This window comes from Telluria sp. Soil_C_11, assembly GCF_057657395.1.
On the sequence record NZ_JBDGIN010000007.1, the window covers coordinates 75,722 to 91,218 of the forward strand.

A 15,497-nucleotide genomic window follows, 5' to 3' on the forward strand; every position below is an offset into this window, starting at 1 on the left:
CCCGTTTGGAGCCCGGCCGCGCTAGGGCCGGCTTGAAGGCGGAAAAGGCCAGGCAGCGGGCGCCACGACGGTTTTCTTCGGCGCCGGCTTGCTTTTCGCCTTGCCAGTCTTCGAGGCCGGTTCCGCCGGCGCTTTCCTTGCCTTGGCAGGCGTCGATGAACAGGCAAACGGCCATGCGGCGGGTGCGACCACGGTTTTTGGCGGCAGGGTCTTGCCTGTAGTCGACTTTTTAGTGGAGGACGAGCGATTCCGTGCGGCCCGGGCGGCACCGTTCCCGCCGTCACCGCCGGGTTCGATCTCTCGATACGGCCCGATCACGGCCTGGATCTTCTTGATTGCCGTTTTGACCGGGACTTTGAAAAACTCCCGGTTCGGCACGATACGATAGCGGTCAAGCGCGCGATGGGCTGCCTGCTCGCAGGCCCAGCAATCTGCAACCTCACAGGCATACTCGATGTCGAACGCAGTCGGCACGCCGGTGGTATGCAATTCCAGCCTGCGTTCATGCGGCGCCCGCGTCGTGCAGCCGATCTTCAGCAGACCGGGCATGGATGGGTTGCTGAATATGTAAAGATATTGTTTTTCGCTCATCATCGGTCTCACGTTCGGTTCGTTAGCCACGACAAGTTTCTGATTGAGCTTCTACTTCCCGTTAACATAACATCAATCTCTCATTGCACAGTTCGCTTTGCGGTCCAGGGCAAAAATATCTTCAGAGCGCACCCCGTCGCCGGTCTTCCATGGTCGAGTGAATCGTGCGCCCGTTGGCGCACGCTGCCCGCCATGCGATGATCAGGCTGACAAGCTACGGGACCCCGCATGGCCGACATCTTCATCATCCTCGCCCTGATCCTGCTGAACGGCATCTTCGCGATGTCGGAACTGGCCGTGGTCTCGGCCAAGCGCCTGCGGCTCGAAAGGATGGCGCACGAAGGCAGCGCCGGCGCCCCGACCGCGATCGCGCTGGCCGACGACCCGAGCCGCTTCCTGTCCACGGTGCAGGTCGGCATTACCCTGATCAGCATCTTCAACGGCGCCTTCGGCGAAGCCTCGCTGGTGGCGCGCCTGGCGCCGGGCCTGGTCGGCATCGGCATCGCCGAGGACGTCGCGCGCCCGGTGGCCCTCACCGTGGTGGTGATCGGCATCACCTTCGCCTCGATCGTGCTGGGCGAGCTGGTACCGAAACGCATCGCCATCCTGTATCCGGAAATCCTGGCGTCGCGCATCGCGCGCCCGCTGCAGGGGCTGTCGCGCCTGATGCACCCCTTCGTGCGCCTGCTGTCCCTGACCACCGATTTCATCATGCGCCTGCTCGGCATGCGCCACCACAAGGACGAGACGCCGACCGAGGAAGAAGTCACCGGCATGATCCGCGAGAGCACCGATGCCGGCGTGTTCGAGCGCGCCGAATACGACATCGCCGCGCGCGCCCTGCGCCTCGACGACTGGCATTTGCGCGCCCTGATGACGCCGCGCGTGGACCTCGAGTTCCTCGATCTGGGCGAGCCGCTGCAGAAGAACCTGGCGCGCCTGGCCGAGATCCCCTACGCCCGCTTTCCCGTCTACCGCGGCGACCGCTCCCAGGTGCTCGGTATCGTCAACGCGCGCGACCTGTTCCGCCAGGCGATCCGCAAGGGCTCGCTGCAGGACATCGATATCGAGGCCGAGCTGGACGAGGCGCTGTACGTGCCGGAGTCGGTGAGCGCGATCGACCTGCTCGAGCAGCTCAAGAAGAACCATGCCGAGCTGGCCATGGTCGTCGACGAGTACGGCGAGATCCAGGGAATGATCACCCTCACCGACGTGATGACCGCCCTGGTCGGCGAAGTGCCGGCGGTGGAAGACGAGGAAGCGCCGGACGCCGTCAAGCGCGAAGACGGCAGCTGGTTCATGGACGGCGGCATGGTGCTGGACCGCTTCCGCTACCTGACCGGGGCCCAGCTGAAATTCCCCGACGAAGGCGACGACGCCTACCACACCCTGGCCGGCTTCATCCTCTACCAGCTCGGCTACATCCCGAAGCCGGGCGAGCGCCTCGACTGGGACGGCTGGCGCTTCGAGGTGGTCGACATGGACGGCAACCGCATCGACCGACTGCTGGTGCTGCCCGACGGCGCGGCCCCCGGCTGAACGGAAGCGTCCGGCGCCGGTCTACTGTTGAACTCACACGAGGTGACACCATGGACTTCAGCAAGCGCATCGCCGGCTCCGCATTGGCAGCCGCCGCATTCACCGCAGCCGCCCAGGACACGAAACCGCAGGTGGCGCCCGCCGGCAAGGCCAAGGCGCCCGATACCCGCGCGCTCGAAGCCGGCGCCAGGGTCCTGCAGCGCAGCACACCGCTGGCGAAGTTCGACATCTACCTGAACGGCTTCCACCCGATGAAGGACAGGCCCGAGCAGCAGGTCGAGGCCCACCACTTCTGCCGCCAGGTCAACGAAGACCTGGCCCAGTGCGCCCTGTTCGACGGCAACACGGCCACGGCCAACCTGAACGGCATCGAATACATCATTTCGGAAAAACTGTTCAACACCCTGCCCGAGGAAGAGCGCCGCTTCTGGCACCCGCACAACGGCGAGATCCTGAGCGGCCAGCTGGTCGCCCCTGGCATCCCCGAAGCGGCCGAGCACGCGCTGATGAAAAAGAAGATGAACAGCTACGGCAAGACCTGGCATGTGTGGAACACGGGCGCCAACGGCAAGACCGGCGACAGCCTGCCGCTCGGCCCCGCCATGCTGGCCTGGTCCTTCAACCGCGACGGCGAGATGCTGCCCAACCTGCAGGAAGAGCGCGACACGCGCATGAAGATCGACACGGCCGGCAAGCGCAGGAAGCGCGCCGACCTGCGCCCGCTGGCCAGGCCGCAGTCGGGCGTGGACGACCTGAAGGACAGGTTCGGGCGCCCGGCGCAGGACATCCCGGGCGTGAGCGATGGTCGAACTCGACCATAATATATTGAAATATATAATATCGTCGAATATACTGAGGCCATGAAAGATGATATCCGAACCCCGCCCGGCCTCGATCCCGCCGCCATGCGCGCGGCCGCCACCCGCGCCGGCGGACTGCTGAAGGCGCTCGCCAATCCGGACCGCCTGCTCCTGCTGTGCCAGCTGACCCTTGGCGAGCAGCGGGTGGGCGAACTCGAAAGCGTACTCGACCTGCGCCAGCCCTCGCTGTCCCAGCAACTGGGTGTGTTGCGCCAGGAAGGCCTGGTCGCCACGCGCCGCGAGGGCAAGCAGATCTATTACAGCATCGCCAGCGCGGAAGCCCTGGCAGTGCTGCGGTTGCTGTACCAGCTGTACTGCAAGCAGGAGGAAACGGCATGAACATCGACTGGATCCACTTCACCCCGCTGGCCTCGCTCGCCGGCGGCCTGCTGATCGGGCTCGGCGCCGCCGTGCTGCTGCTCGCCAACGGCCGCATCGCCGGCATCAGCGGCATCGCCGGCGGACTGCTGCGCCCGGCGCGCGGCGACATCGGCTGGCGCCTGGCTTTCCTGCTGGGCCTGCTCGCGGCGCCGCTGGTCTGGCTCGTCATGCAAGCCATGCCGCCGGCCCAGATCGACCACTCGCCGGCGCTGCTGGCCGGCGCCGGCCTGCTGGTGGGACTCGGCACCCGCTTCGGCAACGGCTGCACCAGCGGCCACGGCGTGTGCGGCATCGCCCGCCTGTCGCCGCGCTCGCTGGTCGCGACGGCCTGCTTCATGCTGGCCGGCTTCCTGACCGTCTACCTGGTCCGCCACGTGCTGGCCTGAGAGGAGAACGCCATGCACATGATCACCGCCTTCCTGGCCGGCCTGCTGTTCGGTTCCGGCCTGATCCTCTCCGGGATGAGCAACCCGGCCAAGGTGCTGGCCTTCCTCGACATCGCCGGCCAGTGGGCCCCCTCGCTCGGCTTCGTGATGCTGGGCGCGATCCTGGTCGCGGCGATCGCCTTCCGCGTCGGCGGGGCGCGCGCCCGCACCGTGTTCGGCGGCGCCCTCCATATTCCCGGCGCGGCCCGCGTCGATGGGCGGCTGGTGCTGGGCAGCGTGGTGTTCGGCGTGGGCTGGGGCCTGGTCGGCTACTGTCCCGGCCCGGCGCTCGCCAGCCTGGGCGTGGGCGGCTGGCCGACGCTCCTGTTCGTGGCGGCCATGATCGCCGGGATGGTCGTGTTCGAGGCCGTCGAGCGGATCGGCGCCTGGCGCGCGGCTCGCCTGCGGCCGCACACCGCAACGGAACTGCCATGAACACCCGTGAAGACGTCCTGATCGCCGGCGCCGGCCCCACCGGCCTGGTGCTGGCGCTGTGGCTGGCGCGCCAGGGCGTGGGCGTGCGCATCGTCGACAAGACCAGCGGCCCCGGCACCACCTCGCGCGCCGTGGTCGTGCATGCGCGCACGCTGGAACTGTACCGCCAGCTCGGCCTGGCCGCCGACGTGGTCCACGCCGGCATGCCCAACCCCGGCATCAACCTCTGGGTGCGCGGCAAGAAGCGCGCCCACATCGACTTCGGCGACGCCGGCTCCGAACTCACACCCTACCCCTTCCTGCTGGTGTTTCCGCAGGACCGCCACGAGCGCCTGCTGATCGAGCGCCTGGAGCAGATGGGCGTGCAGGTCGAGCGCGAGACGGAACTGGTCGGCTTCGAGCAGCATGCGGATCACGTGCGGGCGACCCTGCGCGGCCCCGCCGGCGAAGAGCGCTGCGAGGCGCGCTACCTGGCCGGCTGCGACGGCGCCCGGTCCCCGGTCCGCCATGGACTCGGCGCCGGCTTCGAAGGCGGCACCTACGACCAGCTGTTCTACGTGGCCGACGTGATCGCCGGCGGACCTGCCGCCGACGGCGAGATCCACCTGTCGCTGGACGACGCCGACTTCCTCGCCCTGTTCTCGTACACGGATGACGGGCAGGCCCGCCTGATCGGCAGCATCCGCGAACACCGGGTGGCGCCGGACCGCGAGCTGACCTTCGACGACGTCGGCGAGCGCGCCATCCATGGCCTCGGCGTCGAGGTGAAGCAGGTGAACTGGTTCTCGACCTACAAGGTGCACCACCGGCTCACCGAGCACTTCCGCCACGGCCGCGTGTTCCTGCTCGGCGACGCCGCCCACATCCACAGTCCGGCCGGCGGCCAGGGCATGAACACCGGCATCGGCGACGCCATCAACCTGGCCTGGAAGCTGAAGGCGGTGCTGCGCGGCGAAGCGGCCGACGGCCTGCTCGACAGCTACGAGGCCGAGCGCATGGCCTTCGCACGCACCCTGGTCGAGACCACCGACCGCGTGTTCACCTTCGTCAGCGCCGAAAGCACGTTCGCGAATTTCGTGCGCACCCGGATCGCGCCGATGTTCGTGAGCGCCGCCTACACCGTCGACGCGGTGCGTGAGTTCATGTTCCGGCTGGTCTCGCAGTGCATGCTGAACTACCACGCCAGCCCCCTCAGTAGCGGCAGCGCCGGCAAGGTCAAGGGCGGCGACCGCCTGCCCTGGGCGGCCGGCGCGGCGATCGACAACTATGCGCCGACCGGCACCATCGACTGGCAGCTGCAGGTGTACGGGGAAGCCGGCGACGCGCTCGAGCACTGGTGCCACCGCGTGGGATTGCCGCTGCACGTGTTCGACTGGGAGCGAGCCCACGAGCGCGCCGGACTGGCGCGCGACGCGGCCTACCTGGTGCGGCCGGACGGCTATGTGGCGCTGGCCGAGGAGTCGGTGCGGCTGGATGCGTTGCAGCGGTATTTCAGGGAGATTGGCTATACACGTTTCCACTGACTATCGCAGCTACCCCGTCGTTCCCGCGCAGGCGGGAACTTGGATCCCCGCCTGCGCGGGGACGACGGCTTGTAGAAGTCATGCCCCCCATGGCACTATTCGACTCCATGCCAATCTGTATAGACATCCCATGAACCCGATCCAGCTGTTCGACCCCGTCTCGTCCACCTTCACCTACCTCATCGCCGGCCCGGACGACAACGAAGCCGTGATCATCGACCCGGTCGACCATCACCTGGAGCGCGACCTCGCGCATGTGGAGCGCCTCGGCCTGCGCCTGGTCTACATCCTCGAGACCCATGTCCACGCCGACCACGTGACCTCGGCCGGGCGCCTGCACGAGCGGACCGGCGCCAGGACCGCGGTGCCCAGCGGATGCGGGGTGCCGCCGGCCGAACTGCAGCTGCGCGACGGCGACGCGATCCGCTTCGGCAAAGGGGAAACCATCTCCGTGATCCACACGCCGGGCCACACCGCGGGCAGCATGTCCTACGTCTGGAGGAACAATGTGTTCACCGGCGACGCCCTGCTGATCGGCGGCTGCGGGCGCACCGACTTCCAGGGCGGCAGCGCGGAAGCCCTGTACGACAGCATCACCGGCAAGCTGTTCGCGCTCCCGGACGAGACGCGGGTCTGGCCCTGCCATGACTACAAGAGCCAACAGGTGTCGACCATCGGCTGGGAAAAGCGCCACAATGCGCGCGTCTCGAACCGGTCGCGCGCCGACTTCGTCGAGCTGATGGCGCACCTGAACCTGCCCAGGCCGCAGCTGATCGACATCGCCGTGCCGGCCAACCGCAACCTCGGCCTGCCGCACGGCGTCTGAATTACATGCCCGGGCTGCCGCCCGGACCGCCGGCGCCGTCCGGAGGCGGACCGCCGCGCCAGCCCTCGCCACCCTGGCCGCGCCCTTCGCGGCGCTGGCCGCCGCCCTGCACCCCGCCGAAGCGCCACGACAGGCCGACGTAGGCGAGGCGGCCGGCGCTGGTGCGCAGCGTGTGTTCCTTCAGCGAGGCGGTGTCGGTGACCGTCTCCACCTTCTGCGAGCGGAACACGTCGGTGACGTTGAACACCAGGTTCAGCGCCGGCGTGATGGCGCGGCGGTAGCTCAGGTTCCAGGTGGACATCGGTTCGCGGTAGCCGGCGCCGGCCAGGGTCCTGCCCTGCGCGTTGATCATCAGCTGCAGGTGGTCCTGCGGCGTGAGCTCGTAGTTGAAGCGCCCGCGCACGCTCAGCGACGAAGCGGTGCGCTTGTACTCGCCGCCCAGGATGTCGATCTGCTGCTGCTCGGTGAAGGCCAGGTTGCCGCTGGTATTGATCGAGAACTTCGGCGTGACCTTGCCGCTCAGCGTGAATTCGAGGCCGCCGGCGCGGTTGCTGCCGCCGTTCTCCAGGGTCGTCAGCAGGACCGTGTCGTTGATCACGGTCTGGCGACTGCGGATCATGTCGCGGTCGGCGCGGTAGTAGGCGCGCAGGTTGGCGTCCAGCTTGCCGGCCTTGGTCTCGTAGCCGATCTCGAAGGAATCGGTCTGCACGGGCTTCAGGTTCGGGTTGCCGCTCGACTCATTGAACTCGTTCTGGTAGATGACGAAGGGGTTCAGCTGCTGCCCGGTGGCGCGACGGATCCGGTGCGCGTAGGCGAAGCGCAGGTTGGTGGTCGGATTCAGCTTGTAGGTCGCGAAGGCGCTCGGGATCCAGTTCATGTAGCTGTTGGTCGCGCTGACGTCGCTCGCGGCCTGGTCCAGGTCCATGTGCGTGAACTCGGTGCGCATGCCGACCAGCGCGCCCCAGCGCTCGTTCACCTTCCACTGGTAGGAACCGTACAGCGCGGCGTCGCGCTCGTCCACTTCGAAGGCGTTGGTGCGGCGCAGGTTCGCGACCGCGGCGTTGGTGGCCGGGTCGAAGTCGAAGTAGCGGGTATCGATCCGGCTGTCGGTGTCGATGATCTTGTAGCCGAGCTTGAGGGTGGCGCCGCTGTCGAGCGGCCGCTCATAGTCGCCGGTGTAGTCGACGATGCGGACCTTGTTCGCGTTGTCCTGCAGGCTGCTGGCGTCGGCGCCCGGGAACGGCTGGCCCGGATCGATCCGGGGCGGAGCGACCAGGTAGTCGTTGGCGTAGCGCGCCTCCGAGCTGTTGTCGCTGTTCGAGACACGCAGGTCCATGCGGAACAGTTCGCCCAGCTTCTGGCCCTTGTGGTCCCAGCGCCCGCCCCAGGTGGCATTGGTGCTGTCGCCGGAGGTCTTGCGGGTGCGGATGTAGTCGCTGAAGGGCGTGCCGTCGTTCGCCACGACGTAGTGGTCGACGCCCTGGCTGTCGTTGCTGCGCTTCAGGTAGCCGACATTCGCTTCCAGCGTGTCGTCGTCGCCGAGGTTATAGGTCAGCTGGCCGCGCAGGCCGGCGCTGTCGTTCAGGCCCGTGCTGGTGCCGGTCTGGGTCGAGTGCTGGACGACGCTGGTGCGCGGATCGGCGCGGTCGCGCTCCGATTCCGTGGCCGAATCGCGGCCGTCATGGCGCACGTTGACGCCGCCCTGCACGCCCCAACGGCCGGTGTTGTACTGGCCGTTCAGGGCCGAGTTATAGCGCCCCGCCGTGCCATGGTTGGCGTTGACCACGCCGAATCCGCCCGGGCGGCGCGAGCGCTTCATCACCAGGTTCAGGATCGGACCGCCGCCGCCTTCGTTGCCGAACTCCGCGCCGGGGTTGTTGATGACCTCGATCGAGTCGATGTCTTCGGACGGCATGGCCTGCAGCGCCGGGCCGCGGTTATCGCCCTGCAGCATGGCCGAGGGCTTGCCGTCGACCAGGATCTGGACGTTGGTGCTGCCGCGCAGCGACACGGTGCCGTCCGGATCGACCGAGACCGAGGGCACGTTGTTCAGCGCATCCGCTGCCGTGCCATTGCTGCTGCTGACGTCGCTCTTGACGTCGTAGACCTGGCGGTCGATGCGGTTGGTCTGGCGTTCGCCGACCACGTTCACGGACTGGACCTTGCCGCCGGTCGTGTCCTGGGCGCTCGTGCCCTGGCCGCGTTGGCTGCTGGCGGTGCCGCTGGACGCCGGAGCCGCGGATTGCGTGCCTTGCGTCGCCTGGGCCAGCGCGGGATGCAGGGCCGCCAGGTCGCAGAGGGCCAGGCCGAGGGCCAGGTAATGGGCGCGGCGGCGCCGGGACGCGCCGCCGCTGCGCTTGCGTGAGGAATGGTTCATTTGCTTGTTCTGGTGCGTCATGCCGGACGGATGGAGGGTGAAGAATACCTGAACGGCCGAGAAAGTTGCCGAGACTTACAAGAATTTGCATCTGTCAATACAGGCCGGGCGCCGCACCGGTCCGATATTCTCCCTCCGCCCTGCCCGCATCGATTATCATTCCTGTCTTTAAGGCAATATCATCAAGGACGGGATTCCGATGGCGCTCCACGAAAACCACCTCAAGCGCGGCCTCAAGAGCCGGCACATCCAGCTGATCGCCCTCGGCGGCGCGATCGGCACCGGCCTGTTCCTCGGCGTGGCGCAGACCGTCGGCATGGCCGGCCCGTCGATCCTTCTGGGCTACGCGGTCGCCGGCCTGGTGGCCTTCCTGATCATGCGCCAGCTCAGCGAAATGATGGTCGACGAACCGGTGGCCGGCTCGTTCAGCCATTTTGCGGACAAATACTGCGGCCGCTTCGCCGGCTTCCTGACCGGCTGGAACTACTGGGTCCTGTACGTGCTGGTGAGCATGGCCGAGCTGTCGGCGGTCGGCATCTACGTGCAGTACTGGTTCCCCGAGGTCCCGACCTGGGTCTCGGCCCTCGGCTGCTTCGTGTTCGCCAACGCGATCAGCCTGGCCAACGTGCGCGCCTTCGGCGAGACCGAGTTCTGGTTCGCGGTGATCAAGGTGGTCGCCATCGTCGCGATGATCCTGTACGGCGTGTTCCTGCTGTTCTCCGGCGGCGCCGGCCCGCAGGCGGGCGTGGCCAACCTGTGGCAGCACGGCGGCTTCTTCGCCCACGGCATCGAGGGCCTGGTGATGTCGATGGCGGTGCTGATGTTCTCGTTCGGCGGCCTGGAAGTGATCGGCATCACGGCGGCCGAAGCGGATAACCCCTCCCACTCGATCCCGAAGGCGACCAACCAGGCGCTGTGGCGCATCCTCGTGTTCTACGTCGGCTCGCTGGCGGTCCTGCTGTCGCTCTACCCCTGGAACCAGATCAAGCCCGGCGCCAGCCCGTTCGTCCTGATCTTCAAGGCGCTCGACGCCGGCGCGGTCGCCCACGTGCTGAACCTGGTGGTACTGACGGCCGCCGTCTCGGTCTACAACAGCTGCGTGTACTCGAACAGCCGCATGCTGTACGGCCTGGCCACCCAGGGCCACGCGCCGCGCGCGCTGCTGAAGGTGAACGAACGCGGGGTGCCGCTGGTGTCGCTGGGCGTGTCGGCGGTGGCGACCATCATCTGCGTGGCGGTGAACTATGCGCTGCCGGGCAAGGCGCTCGGCATGCTGATGGGGCTCGCCGTGGCGGGCATGATGATCAACTGGGCGATGATCAGCTGGAGCCACCTGCGCTTCCGCCAGGCGAAGGCGGCGCAGGGCGTCAAGCCCGTGTTCGGCAGCCCGTTCTATCCGCTGACGAACTGGCTGTGCCTGGCATTCCTGGCGGGGATCCTGGTGATCATGTATCTGACGCCGGACATGCGCCTGTCGGTATGGCTGATTCCGGTGTGGCTCGGGGTGCTGGGGCTCGGCTTCCGGGTGCGCCAGCGGCGCGAGGTGGCGATGGCCAGCAGTTCCTGAGCCGCTACTGCCGCCTTAACCCCGGCGGCGAAGGAGATGCGCAGCAGGCGGATAACGATGAACAAGGGCAATGATGAGCTTTGCTAGGCAAAGCACGATGAGAATGCCGACGGTGTCTCCGACGATCATCGCTGCCAGTGCGGTCCAGTCCACGTGTCCCGTGAGAATCCACGTGAACGTGTGGTGGAGAACAGGACTCAGGAACCCGCACAGCATGCCCGTGAAGAGCAGCCGATGCGCGGTCAGCCCCTTGAGAAACGGCTCCAGGTCGAACCAGTGCTTGACCAGCAGGGCTGCAAGGTACGGCCCCAGCGCGCCCGCCAGCGCCCCGCTCCAGGCGCGAAAGTCGCTCTGGAAGTCGAAATGAAAGAAGTTGAGATAGATGCCTGCCAGCAGCAGGCCTTCGAACCCGGCGCGTCCAAAGCGCATCGTCGAGAGCAGGCGAATGCCGGCCGGGATGAACACCCAGTTGATCCCGTTGCTTTGCTCCAGGCGAATGAATACGAGTTCGTTAATCCAGTTGAACCCGAGGAAGGCGAACGTCGTGATGCCGACTTTCCCGAGATGCTGCACCCACGCTGCTTTCATTTTTTCCATTAGACTGAGCCGACCCGCTCACATTACACAAAGACAATCTCATTGTAACTTCCATCTTGTGATTCGGGTCGGGTACGGGGCTCAGTCATCCGGCGCCAGGCGCTTGCGGTCAGGTCAATGACCGTACCCGCGCCGGCGCCGCAATGCCGCCAGGCCGGCCGCGCCCAGCCCGAACAGGGCGATGCTGCCCGGCTCCGGCACTTCGGTCAGGAAGCCCCGGATCTCCCCGGCCGGGAACGCGGTCGTATGGATGTTCAGGTAGGCCTCGCCCGCCGCGAGTCCGGCCAGGAAGGCCTGCCGCGCGCTGTCCAGGCTGCCGCCATGGTTGGCGACGAAGGTCGCATTATAGGTGCTCAGGGCCATCAGGTCGAAGGTTTCGGTGTAGCTGCCCGACGTCACGCCGAGCGGAAAGGCGGGAAAGGTCGGCAGTGCCGTGGCGACCCCCGCTTTCCCTTCGAAAGGCACCAGCGTGCAGCAATGGATGTGGGACGCCGTCGTCGGCGCCGTCAAGCCGGAGAAGCTCACGTTCACCGTCATCATATTGCTCGCATCGTCGATGCGTACCGTCGTCTGGCCAGTGCCGGGCGAGCTGTTTTGCGGGTCCTCTTTCGCACCGCTCAGGGTGGCCGAATAGGTGATGACGGTCGCGTGCGCGGCCCCGACGCACAACAGCAGCACCGACGCAGACAAGCCGAGGGCTAGACGTTTCATGACTGATCCTTTCGTAGTGGGTGAACTCATCAATAAGCATAAAACGTACCGATCAGCTTCCCCATAAGCGTAAACAGCCATGACCGCCCAGCTTTGAGCTCAGCTGTAAGATCGGTCGACATTCAATAAATACCGCAAGTAAATGACGGGTTCCTGCATGCATCGCGGGCCGGACCAGATCGAAAAAAAAGCGACGCCGGGCCTTTGCCCGAACGCCGCCATGAAAAACATCCGCCGGCTGTCAGAACGCGTGCCGGATCCCCGCCATGACGGACCGGTCCCCCGTCCCCGACTCGATCGCACTGCCCACCGTATAGCTCGCGCCATTCCGGTTATCGATCTTCGCCACGGCCACGTTCAGGTCGGTCCGCTTCGACATGGTATAGCGATAGCCGAGCGCGATCTGCGAAGCATCCTGGTTGAGCGCCGTGCGATCGTCCTTGCGGATATAGGACGCCAGCAAGGCATGCACGCCGAACGGCACCGTCACGCCGACCAGCGCGTCGCGGCTGTCGGTCGACGCCAGCGCCGTCCGGCCGAAGAACTGCGTCGTGCTGCGCAGGACCGAGCTGTTCAAGCCGCGGTTCCAGTCATACAAGCCGTGCAGCTTGAGCACGCCGAAGTCGTAGACGGCAGCCAGCACCGTGTTCTTCGCGTCCTCGGTGCCGTGCAGCGAAGCGGTATCGTTGTTCCGGTTGTGGTAGCCGAGCCGCAGCTGCAGCGGCCCGGCCCCCCAGGCCAGCGAACCGCCCAGCTGGCGGCCGGAGGCGCTGTCCCCGCTCACCTCGCCCGGCGCCGCCACCAGCTCGGCACTGAAGCCGCCGACGACCGGCGAGACGTACTTGACCGTGTTGTCCATGCGGCTGAAGGAATTGCCGGTGGTGCCGAGCAGGTTCTTGCTGTCGCCTACCCAGCCCGAGCCGAACGGATCGGCGAATGCCTGCACCAGGTAGTGCGGGGTGTACTGCCGCCCCACCAGCACGGTGCCGAAGCCGCCCTGCAGGCCGACGTAGGCCTGGCGGCCGAACAGCAGGCCGCCCTGGCCCATGGCGCCGGTGTCGCCCTGGAAGCCGTTCTCCAGCAGGAACACCGCCTTCAGGCCCTTGCCCAGGTCTTCCGTCCCCTTGAAGCCGAGACGGGAGCCGCCGGTGGTGCCGCTGGTGATCCTGGTCGACGGACCCGCAACGCCTCCGCTCTCGCGGACCACGGCCATGTCGATCATGCCGTAGATGGTGACGTTGCCCTGGGCGGCTGCCAGTTGCGAGGCTCCGGCGAGCAGCGCCGCTACGATCAGTTTTTTCTTCATCCGGTATCCCCGCTTCATTTCGGATTGACTGCCTTGGCGGGCAGCGCGAAGGTCAGCGCGCAGCCGACCAGCAGGCACACGGCAATCGCGATCACGCCGGCATTCGTACTGTTGGTCATGGTCTTCACCACGCCCAGCATGTACGGCGCCACCATGCCGGAGATGCTGCCGACCGAGTTCGCCAGCGCGATGCCGGCCGCCGCCGCGGCGCCGCTGAGGACCGCGGGCGGCAGCAGCCAGAACTGCGAGATCGTGGTGATGATGCCCATCGTCGCCAGGGTCAGCGCCAGCATTGCGATGGCCGTGTTGTCGGCGTAGGCCGCGCTCCAGGTCAGGCCGACGGCGCCCGCCACGCCCGCCAGCGCCAGGTGCCAGCGCCGTTCGCGGCGCAGGTCCGAGCTTCTCCCTACCAGGATCATCGTGATGGTCGCGGCGGCGTACGGGATGCAGGTCAGCATGCCGATGTCGAAGGCGGCCTTGACGCCGCTGGCCTTGATGATGGTCGGCAGCCAGAAGCTGATGCCGTACAGGCCCATCGTGTAGAACAAATAGATGCTGCTCAACAGCCACACGCGCGGGTTGACCAGGCCGTCGCGCAGGTTGTGCAGGTGCGTCCCATGCTTGTCCTGGGCCAGGTCGTGCTCGATCAGCGACTTTTCGCTCTCGTTCAGCCACTTGGCGTCGGCGACTTTGTCGTCGAGGTAGAACCAGGCCATGCAGCCGAGGATGATGGTCGGGATGGCTTCCAGCACGAACACCCATTGCCAGGCGTGGTAGCCGGAGACGCCATCCATCGTGCCCATGATCAGGCCGGACAGCGGACCGCCGATCACGCCGGACATCGGGATGCCGGTCATGAACAGCGCCGTCACCTTGCCGCGGCGGGCGGCCGGGAACCAGTAGGTCAGATACAGCAGGATGGCCGGGAAGAAGCCGGCTTCGGCCACGCCCAGCAGGAAGCGCAGGGCGTAGAAGCTGGCCGGCGTCGACACGTACATCATCGCTGCGGAAATCACGCCCCAGGTCACCATGATGCGGGTGATCCATTTGCGCGCGCCCACCTTGAGCATGACGATGTTACTCGGGACCTCGAACATGAGGTAGCCGGCGAAGAACACGCCGGCGCCCATGCCGTAGACGGCCTCGGACAGGCCGAGGTCGGACATCATTTGAAGCTTCGCGAAGCCGACGTTGACGCGGTCGAGATAGGCGAAGACGTAGCACAGGAACAGAAAAGGAAGCAGGCGCCACGCGACCTTCGAATAGGCTTTCGAAGCCTCGTCGATCGTCGCGCCGCCTACTGCCACCTTGGTTGAGCTCAGCATTGTTTGTCTCCTGATGGTATGGTGGAACGTGCCGGGTAAGCGCGGCATCTCGTGGATGCCGCGTCCGTGGTCTTTCGTCCCTGGTGTCACCGCCGGTGGGCGGCGGTGTGAAACAATGGAGCAGCGGGATAGTCGCCTGAAACTTAGTCGAACATATCGGGCTGCGTGTTCTTCAACTGGTCGAAGATGGGCTGGAAGTGCAGCCAGCCGATGTACTCGCTGCCGACGTGCTCGCGGCTGTAGCGCGAACGGTCCGGCGGCACCAGCACCGGCCTGATGCCGCTGGCTTCCACCAGCAACTGCTGCTGGCAGCAGCGTTCCAGCGCGATGAACCAGAACGCGGCCGATTCGATGCTGTGGCGGCTGGCGGTCAGCAGGCCGTGGTTCTGGTGGATGGCCGCCTTCACGTCCTTGAACCAGTCGCACACCGAGAGGCCGGCCTTTTCTTCCACCGCCACCTGGCCGGCTTCGTCCTTGATCACCACGTGGTCTTCGAAGAAGGCGGCGGCGTCCTGGCTGATCGGGTCCAGGGGCCGGCCCAGCGCGGCGAAGGCGGTGCCGTACACGGTGTGGGCGTGGCACATGGCGACGATGTCGGGATGCGCCTCGTGCACCGCCGCGTGCAGCACGAAACCAGCGCGGTTGATCGCGTAGTCGCCTTCGACCACGCGGCCCTGGTGGTCGGCCAGGATCAGGTTCGATCCCTTCACCTGCGAGAAGTGGACGCACATCGGGTTGGTCCAGTACAGCTCCGGATGCTCGGGGTCGCGCACCGTCAGGTGGCCGGCGAAGCCGTAGTCGAAGCCGTGCTGGGCGAAGGCGCGGCAGGCGGCGACCAGCCTTTCTTTCCTGTGGCGCCGTTCCTGGGCCGGGTCGTCGAAGGACGGGATCTCGGGATAGATGACGCCGGCCTGGCGCGGATGGTAGATCGATCGGATGGCGTCCTGTTGCGCCTTCGCGATGCGCTCCGCCTCGACGGGGGCGATTTGCTTCACTTTGTCCAGCATGTTGTCTCCTTGAATAATTCATCGAAA

Annotated in this window: 15 protein-coding genes; 8 read left to right on the forward strand and 7 right to left on the reverse strand. The window is 66.5% G+C overall.

What is annotated here, in order from left to right; genetic code table 11:
• Positions 1–21 precede the first annotated feature (21 nt).
• A complete protein-coding gene (locus AC3A6M_RS13560) occupies positions 22–594 on the reverse strand; it encodes a GIY-YIG nuclease family protein (RefSeq protein WP_487853239.1) in 573 nt (190 codons plus the stop codon).
• A 225-nt stretch (positions 595–819) separates the two neighbouring features.
• Between AC3A6M_RS13560 and AC3A6M_RS13565 the strand changes: the two genes are divergently transcribed.
• The 7 genes from AC3A6M_RS13565 to AC3A6M_RS13595 all read left to right on the forward strand — a co-directional run bounded on the left by AC3A6M_RS13565 (position 820) and on the right by AC3A6M_RS13595 (position 6,580).
• The gene (locus tag AC3A6M_RS13565) at positions 820–2,130 is read left to right on the forward strand and encodes a hemolysin family protein (RefSeq protein ID WP_487853240.1); all 1,311 of its coding nucleotides are present in this window, start codon (positions 820–822) and stop codon (positions 2,128–2,130) included.
• A 50-nt stretch (positions 2,131–2,180) separates the two neighbouring features.
• Positions 2,181–2,951, forward strand: a complete 771-nt coding sequence (locus AC3A6M_RS13570) for an OBAP family protein (protein WP_487853241.1) — start codon at positions 2,181–2,183, stop codon at positions 2,949–2,951.
• A 39-nt stretch (positions 2,952–2,990) separates the two neighbouring features.
• Positions 2,991–3,329 carry an ArsR/SmtB family transcription factor gene (locus AC3A6M_RS13575; RefSeq protein ID WP_487853242.1) on the forward strand — a complete coding sequence of 113 codons (339 nt, stop codon included), beginning with the start codon at positions 2,991–2,993 and terminating at the stop codon, positions 3,327–3,329.
• On the forward strand, positions 3,326–3,757 hold the full coding sequence (locus AC3A6M_RS13580) for a YeeE/YedE family protein (RefSeq protein ID WP_487853243.1): 432 nt from the start codon (positions 3,326–3,328) through the stop codon (positions 3,755–3,757). The genes AC3A6M_RS13575 and AC3A6M_RS13580 overlap by 4 nt, the downstream gene beginning before the upstream one ends.
• A gap of 12 nt (positions 3,758–3,769) precedes the next feature.
• Positions 3,770–4,231: a DUF6691 family protein gene (locus AC3A6M_RS13585; protein ID WP_487853244.1), complete on the forward strand. Its 462-nt coding sequence runs from the start codon at positions 3,770–3,772 to the stop codon at positions 4,229–4,231.
• Complete coding sequence (locus tag AC3A6M_RS13590) at positions 4,228–5,754, forward strand: FAD-dependent monooxygenase (RefSeq protein ID WP_487853245.1); 1,527 nt, start codon at positions 4,228–4,230, stop codon at positions 5,752–5,754. Before AC3A6M_RS13585 ends, AC3A6M_RS13590 begins: the two co-directional genes overlap by 4 nt.
• Before the next feature lie 130 nt (positions 5,755–5,884).
• Entirely contained in the window at positions 5,885–6,580 is a 696-nt protein-coding gene (locus AC3A6M_RS13595; RefSeq protein ID WP_487853246.1) for an MBL fold metallo-hydrolase, read from the forward strand.
• Between the two features lies 1 nt (position 6,581).
• On the opposite strand, the gene AC3A6M_RS13600 is transcribed toward AC3A6M_RS13595, so the two are convergent.
• A complete protein-coding gene (locus tag AC3A6M_RS13600) occupies positions 6,582–8,957 on the reverse strand; it encodes a TonB-dependent receptor domain-containing protein (RefSeq protein ID WP_487853247.1) in 2,376 nt (791 codons plus the stop codon).
• Between the two features lie 199 nt (positions 8,958–9,156).
• Here AC3A6M_RS13600 and AC3A6M_RS13605 point away from each other — a divergent pair, with 199 nt between their 5' ends.
• Positions 9,157–10,524: an amino acid permease gene (locus AC3A6M_RS13605; protein ID WP_487853248.1), complete on the forward strand. Its 1,368-nt coding sequence runs from the start codon at positions 9,157–9,159 to the stop codon at positions 10,522–10,524.
• Between the two features lie 15 nt (positions 10,525–10,539).
• Here the strand turns inward: AC3A6M_RS13605 and AC3A6M_RS13610 are convergent, their stop codons facing one another.
• From AC3A6M_RS13610 to AC3A6M_RS13630, 5 genes are all read right to left on the reverse strand, one after another.
• On the reverse strand, positions 10,540–11,121 hold the full coding sequence (locus tag AC3A6M_RS13610) for a hypothetical protein (RefSeq protein ID WP_487853249.1): 582 nt from the start codon (positions 11,119–11,121) through the stop codon (positions 10,540–10,542).
• Positions 11,122–11,235: 114 nt separating this feature from the next.
• Positions 11,236–11,832, reverse strand: coding sequence for a CHRD domain-containing protein (locus tag AC3A6M_RS13615; RefSeq protein WP_487853250.1), 597 nt, complete (start codon positions 11,830–11,832; stop codon positions 11,236–11,238).
• A gap of 241 nt (positions 11,833–12,073) precedes the next feature.
• Positions 12,074–13,138, reverse strand: a complete 1,065-nt coding sequence (locus AC3A6M_RS13620; protein ID WP_487853251.1) for a porin — start codon at positions 13,136–13,138, stop codon at positions 12,074–12,076.
• A 14-nt stretch (positions 13,139–13,152) separates the two neighbouring features.
• Positions 13,153–14,463 (reverse strand): MFS transporter, encoded by a 1,311-nt coding sequence (locus AC3A6M_RS13625; RefSeq protein ID WP_487853252.1) that lies wholly within the window; start codon positions 14,461–14,463, stop codon positions 13,153–13,155.
• A 143-nt stretch (positions 14,464–14,606) separates the two neighbouring features.
• Positions 14,607–15,470, reverse strand: a complete 864-nt coding sequence (locus tag AC3A6M_RS13630) for a class II aldolase/adducin family protein (RefSeq protein WP_487853253.1) — start codon at positions 15,468–15,470, stop codon at positions 14,607–14,609.
• Between the last annotated feature and the right edge of the window lie 27 nt (positions 15,471–15,497).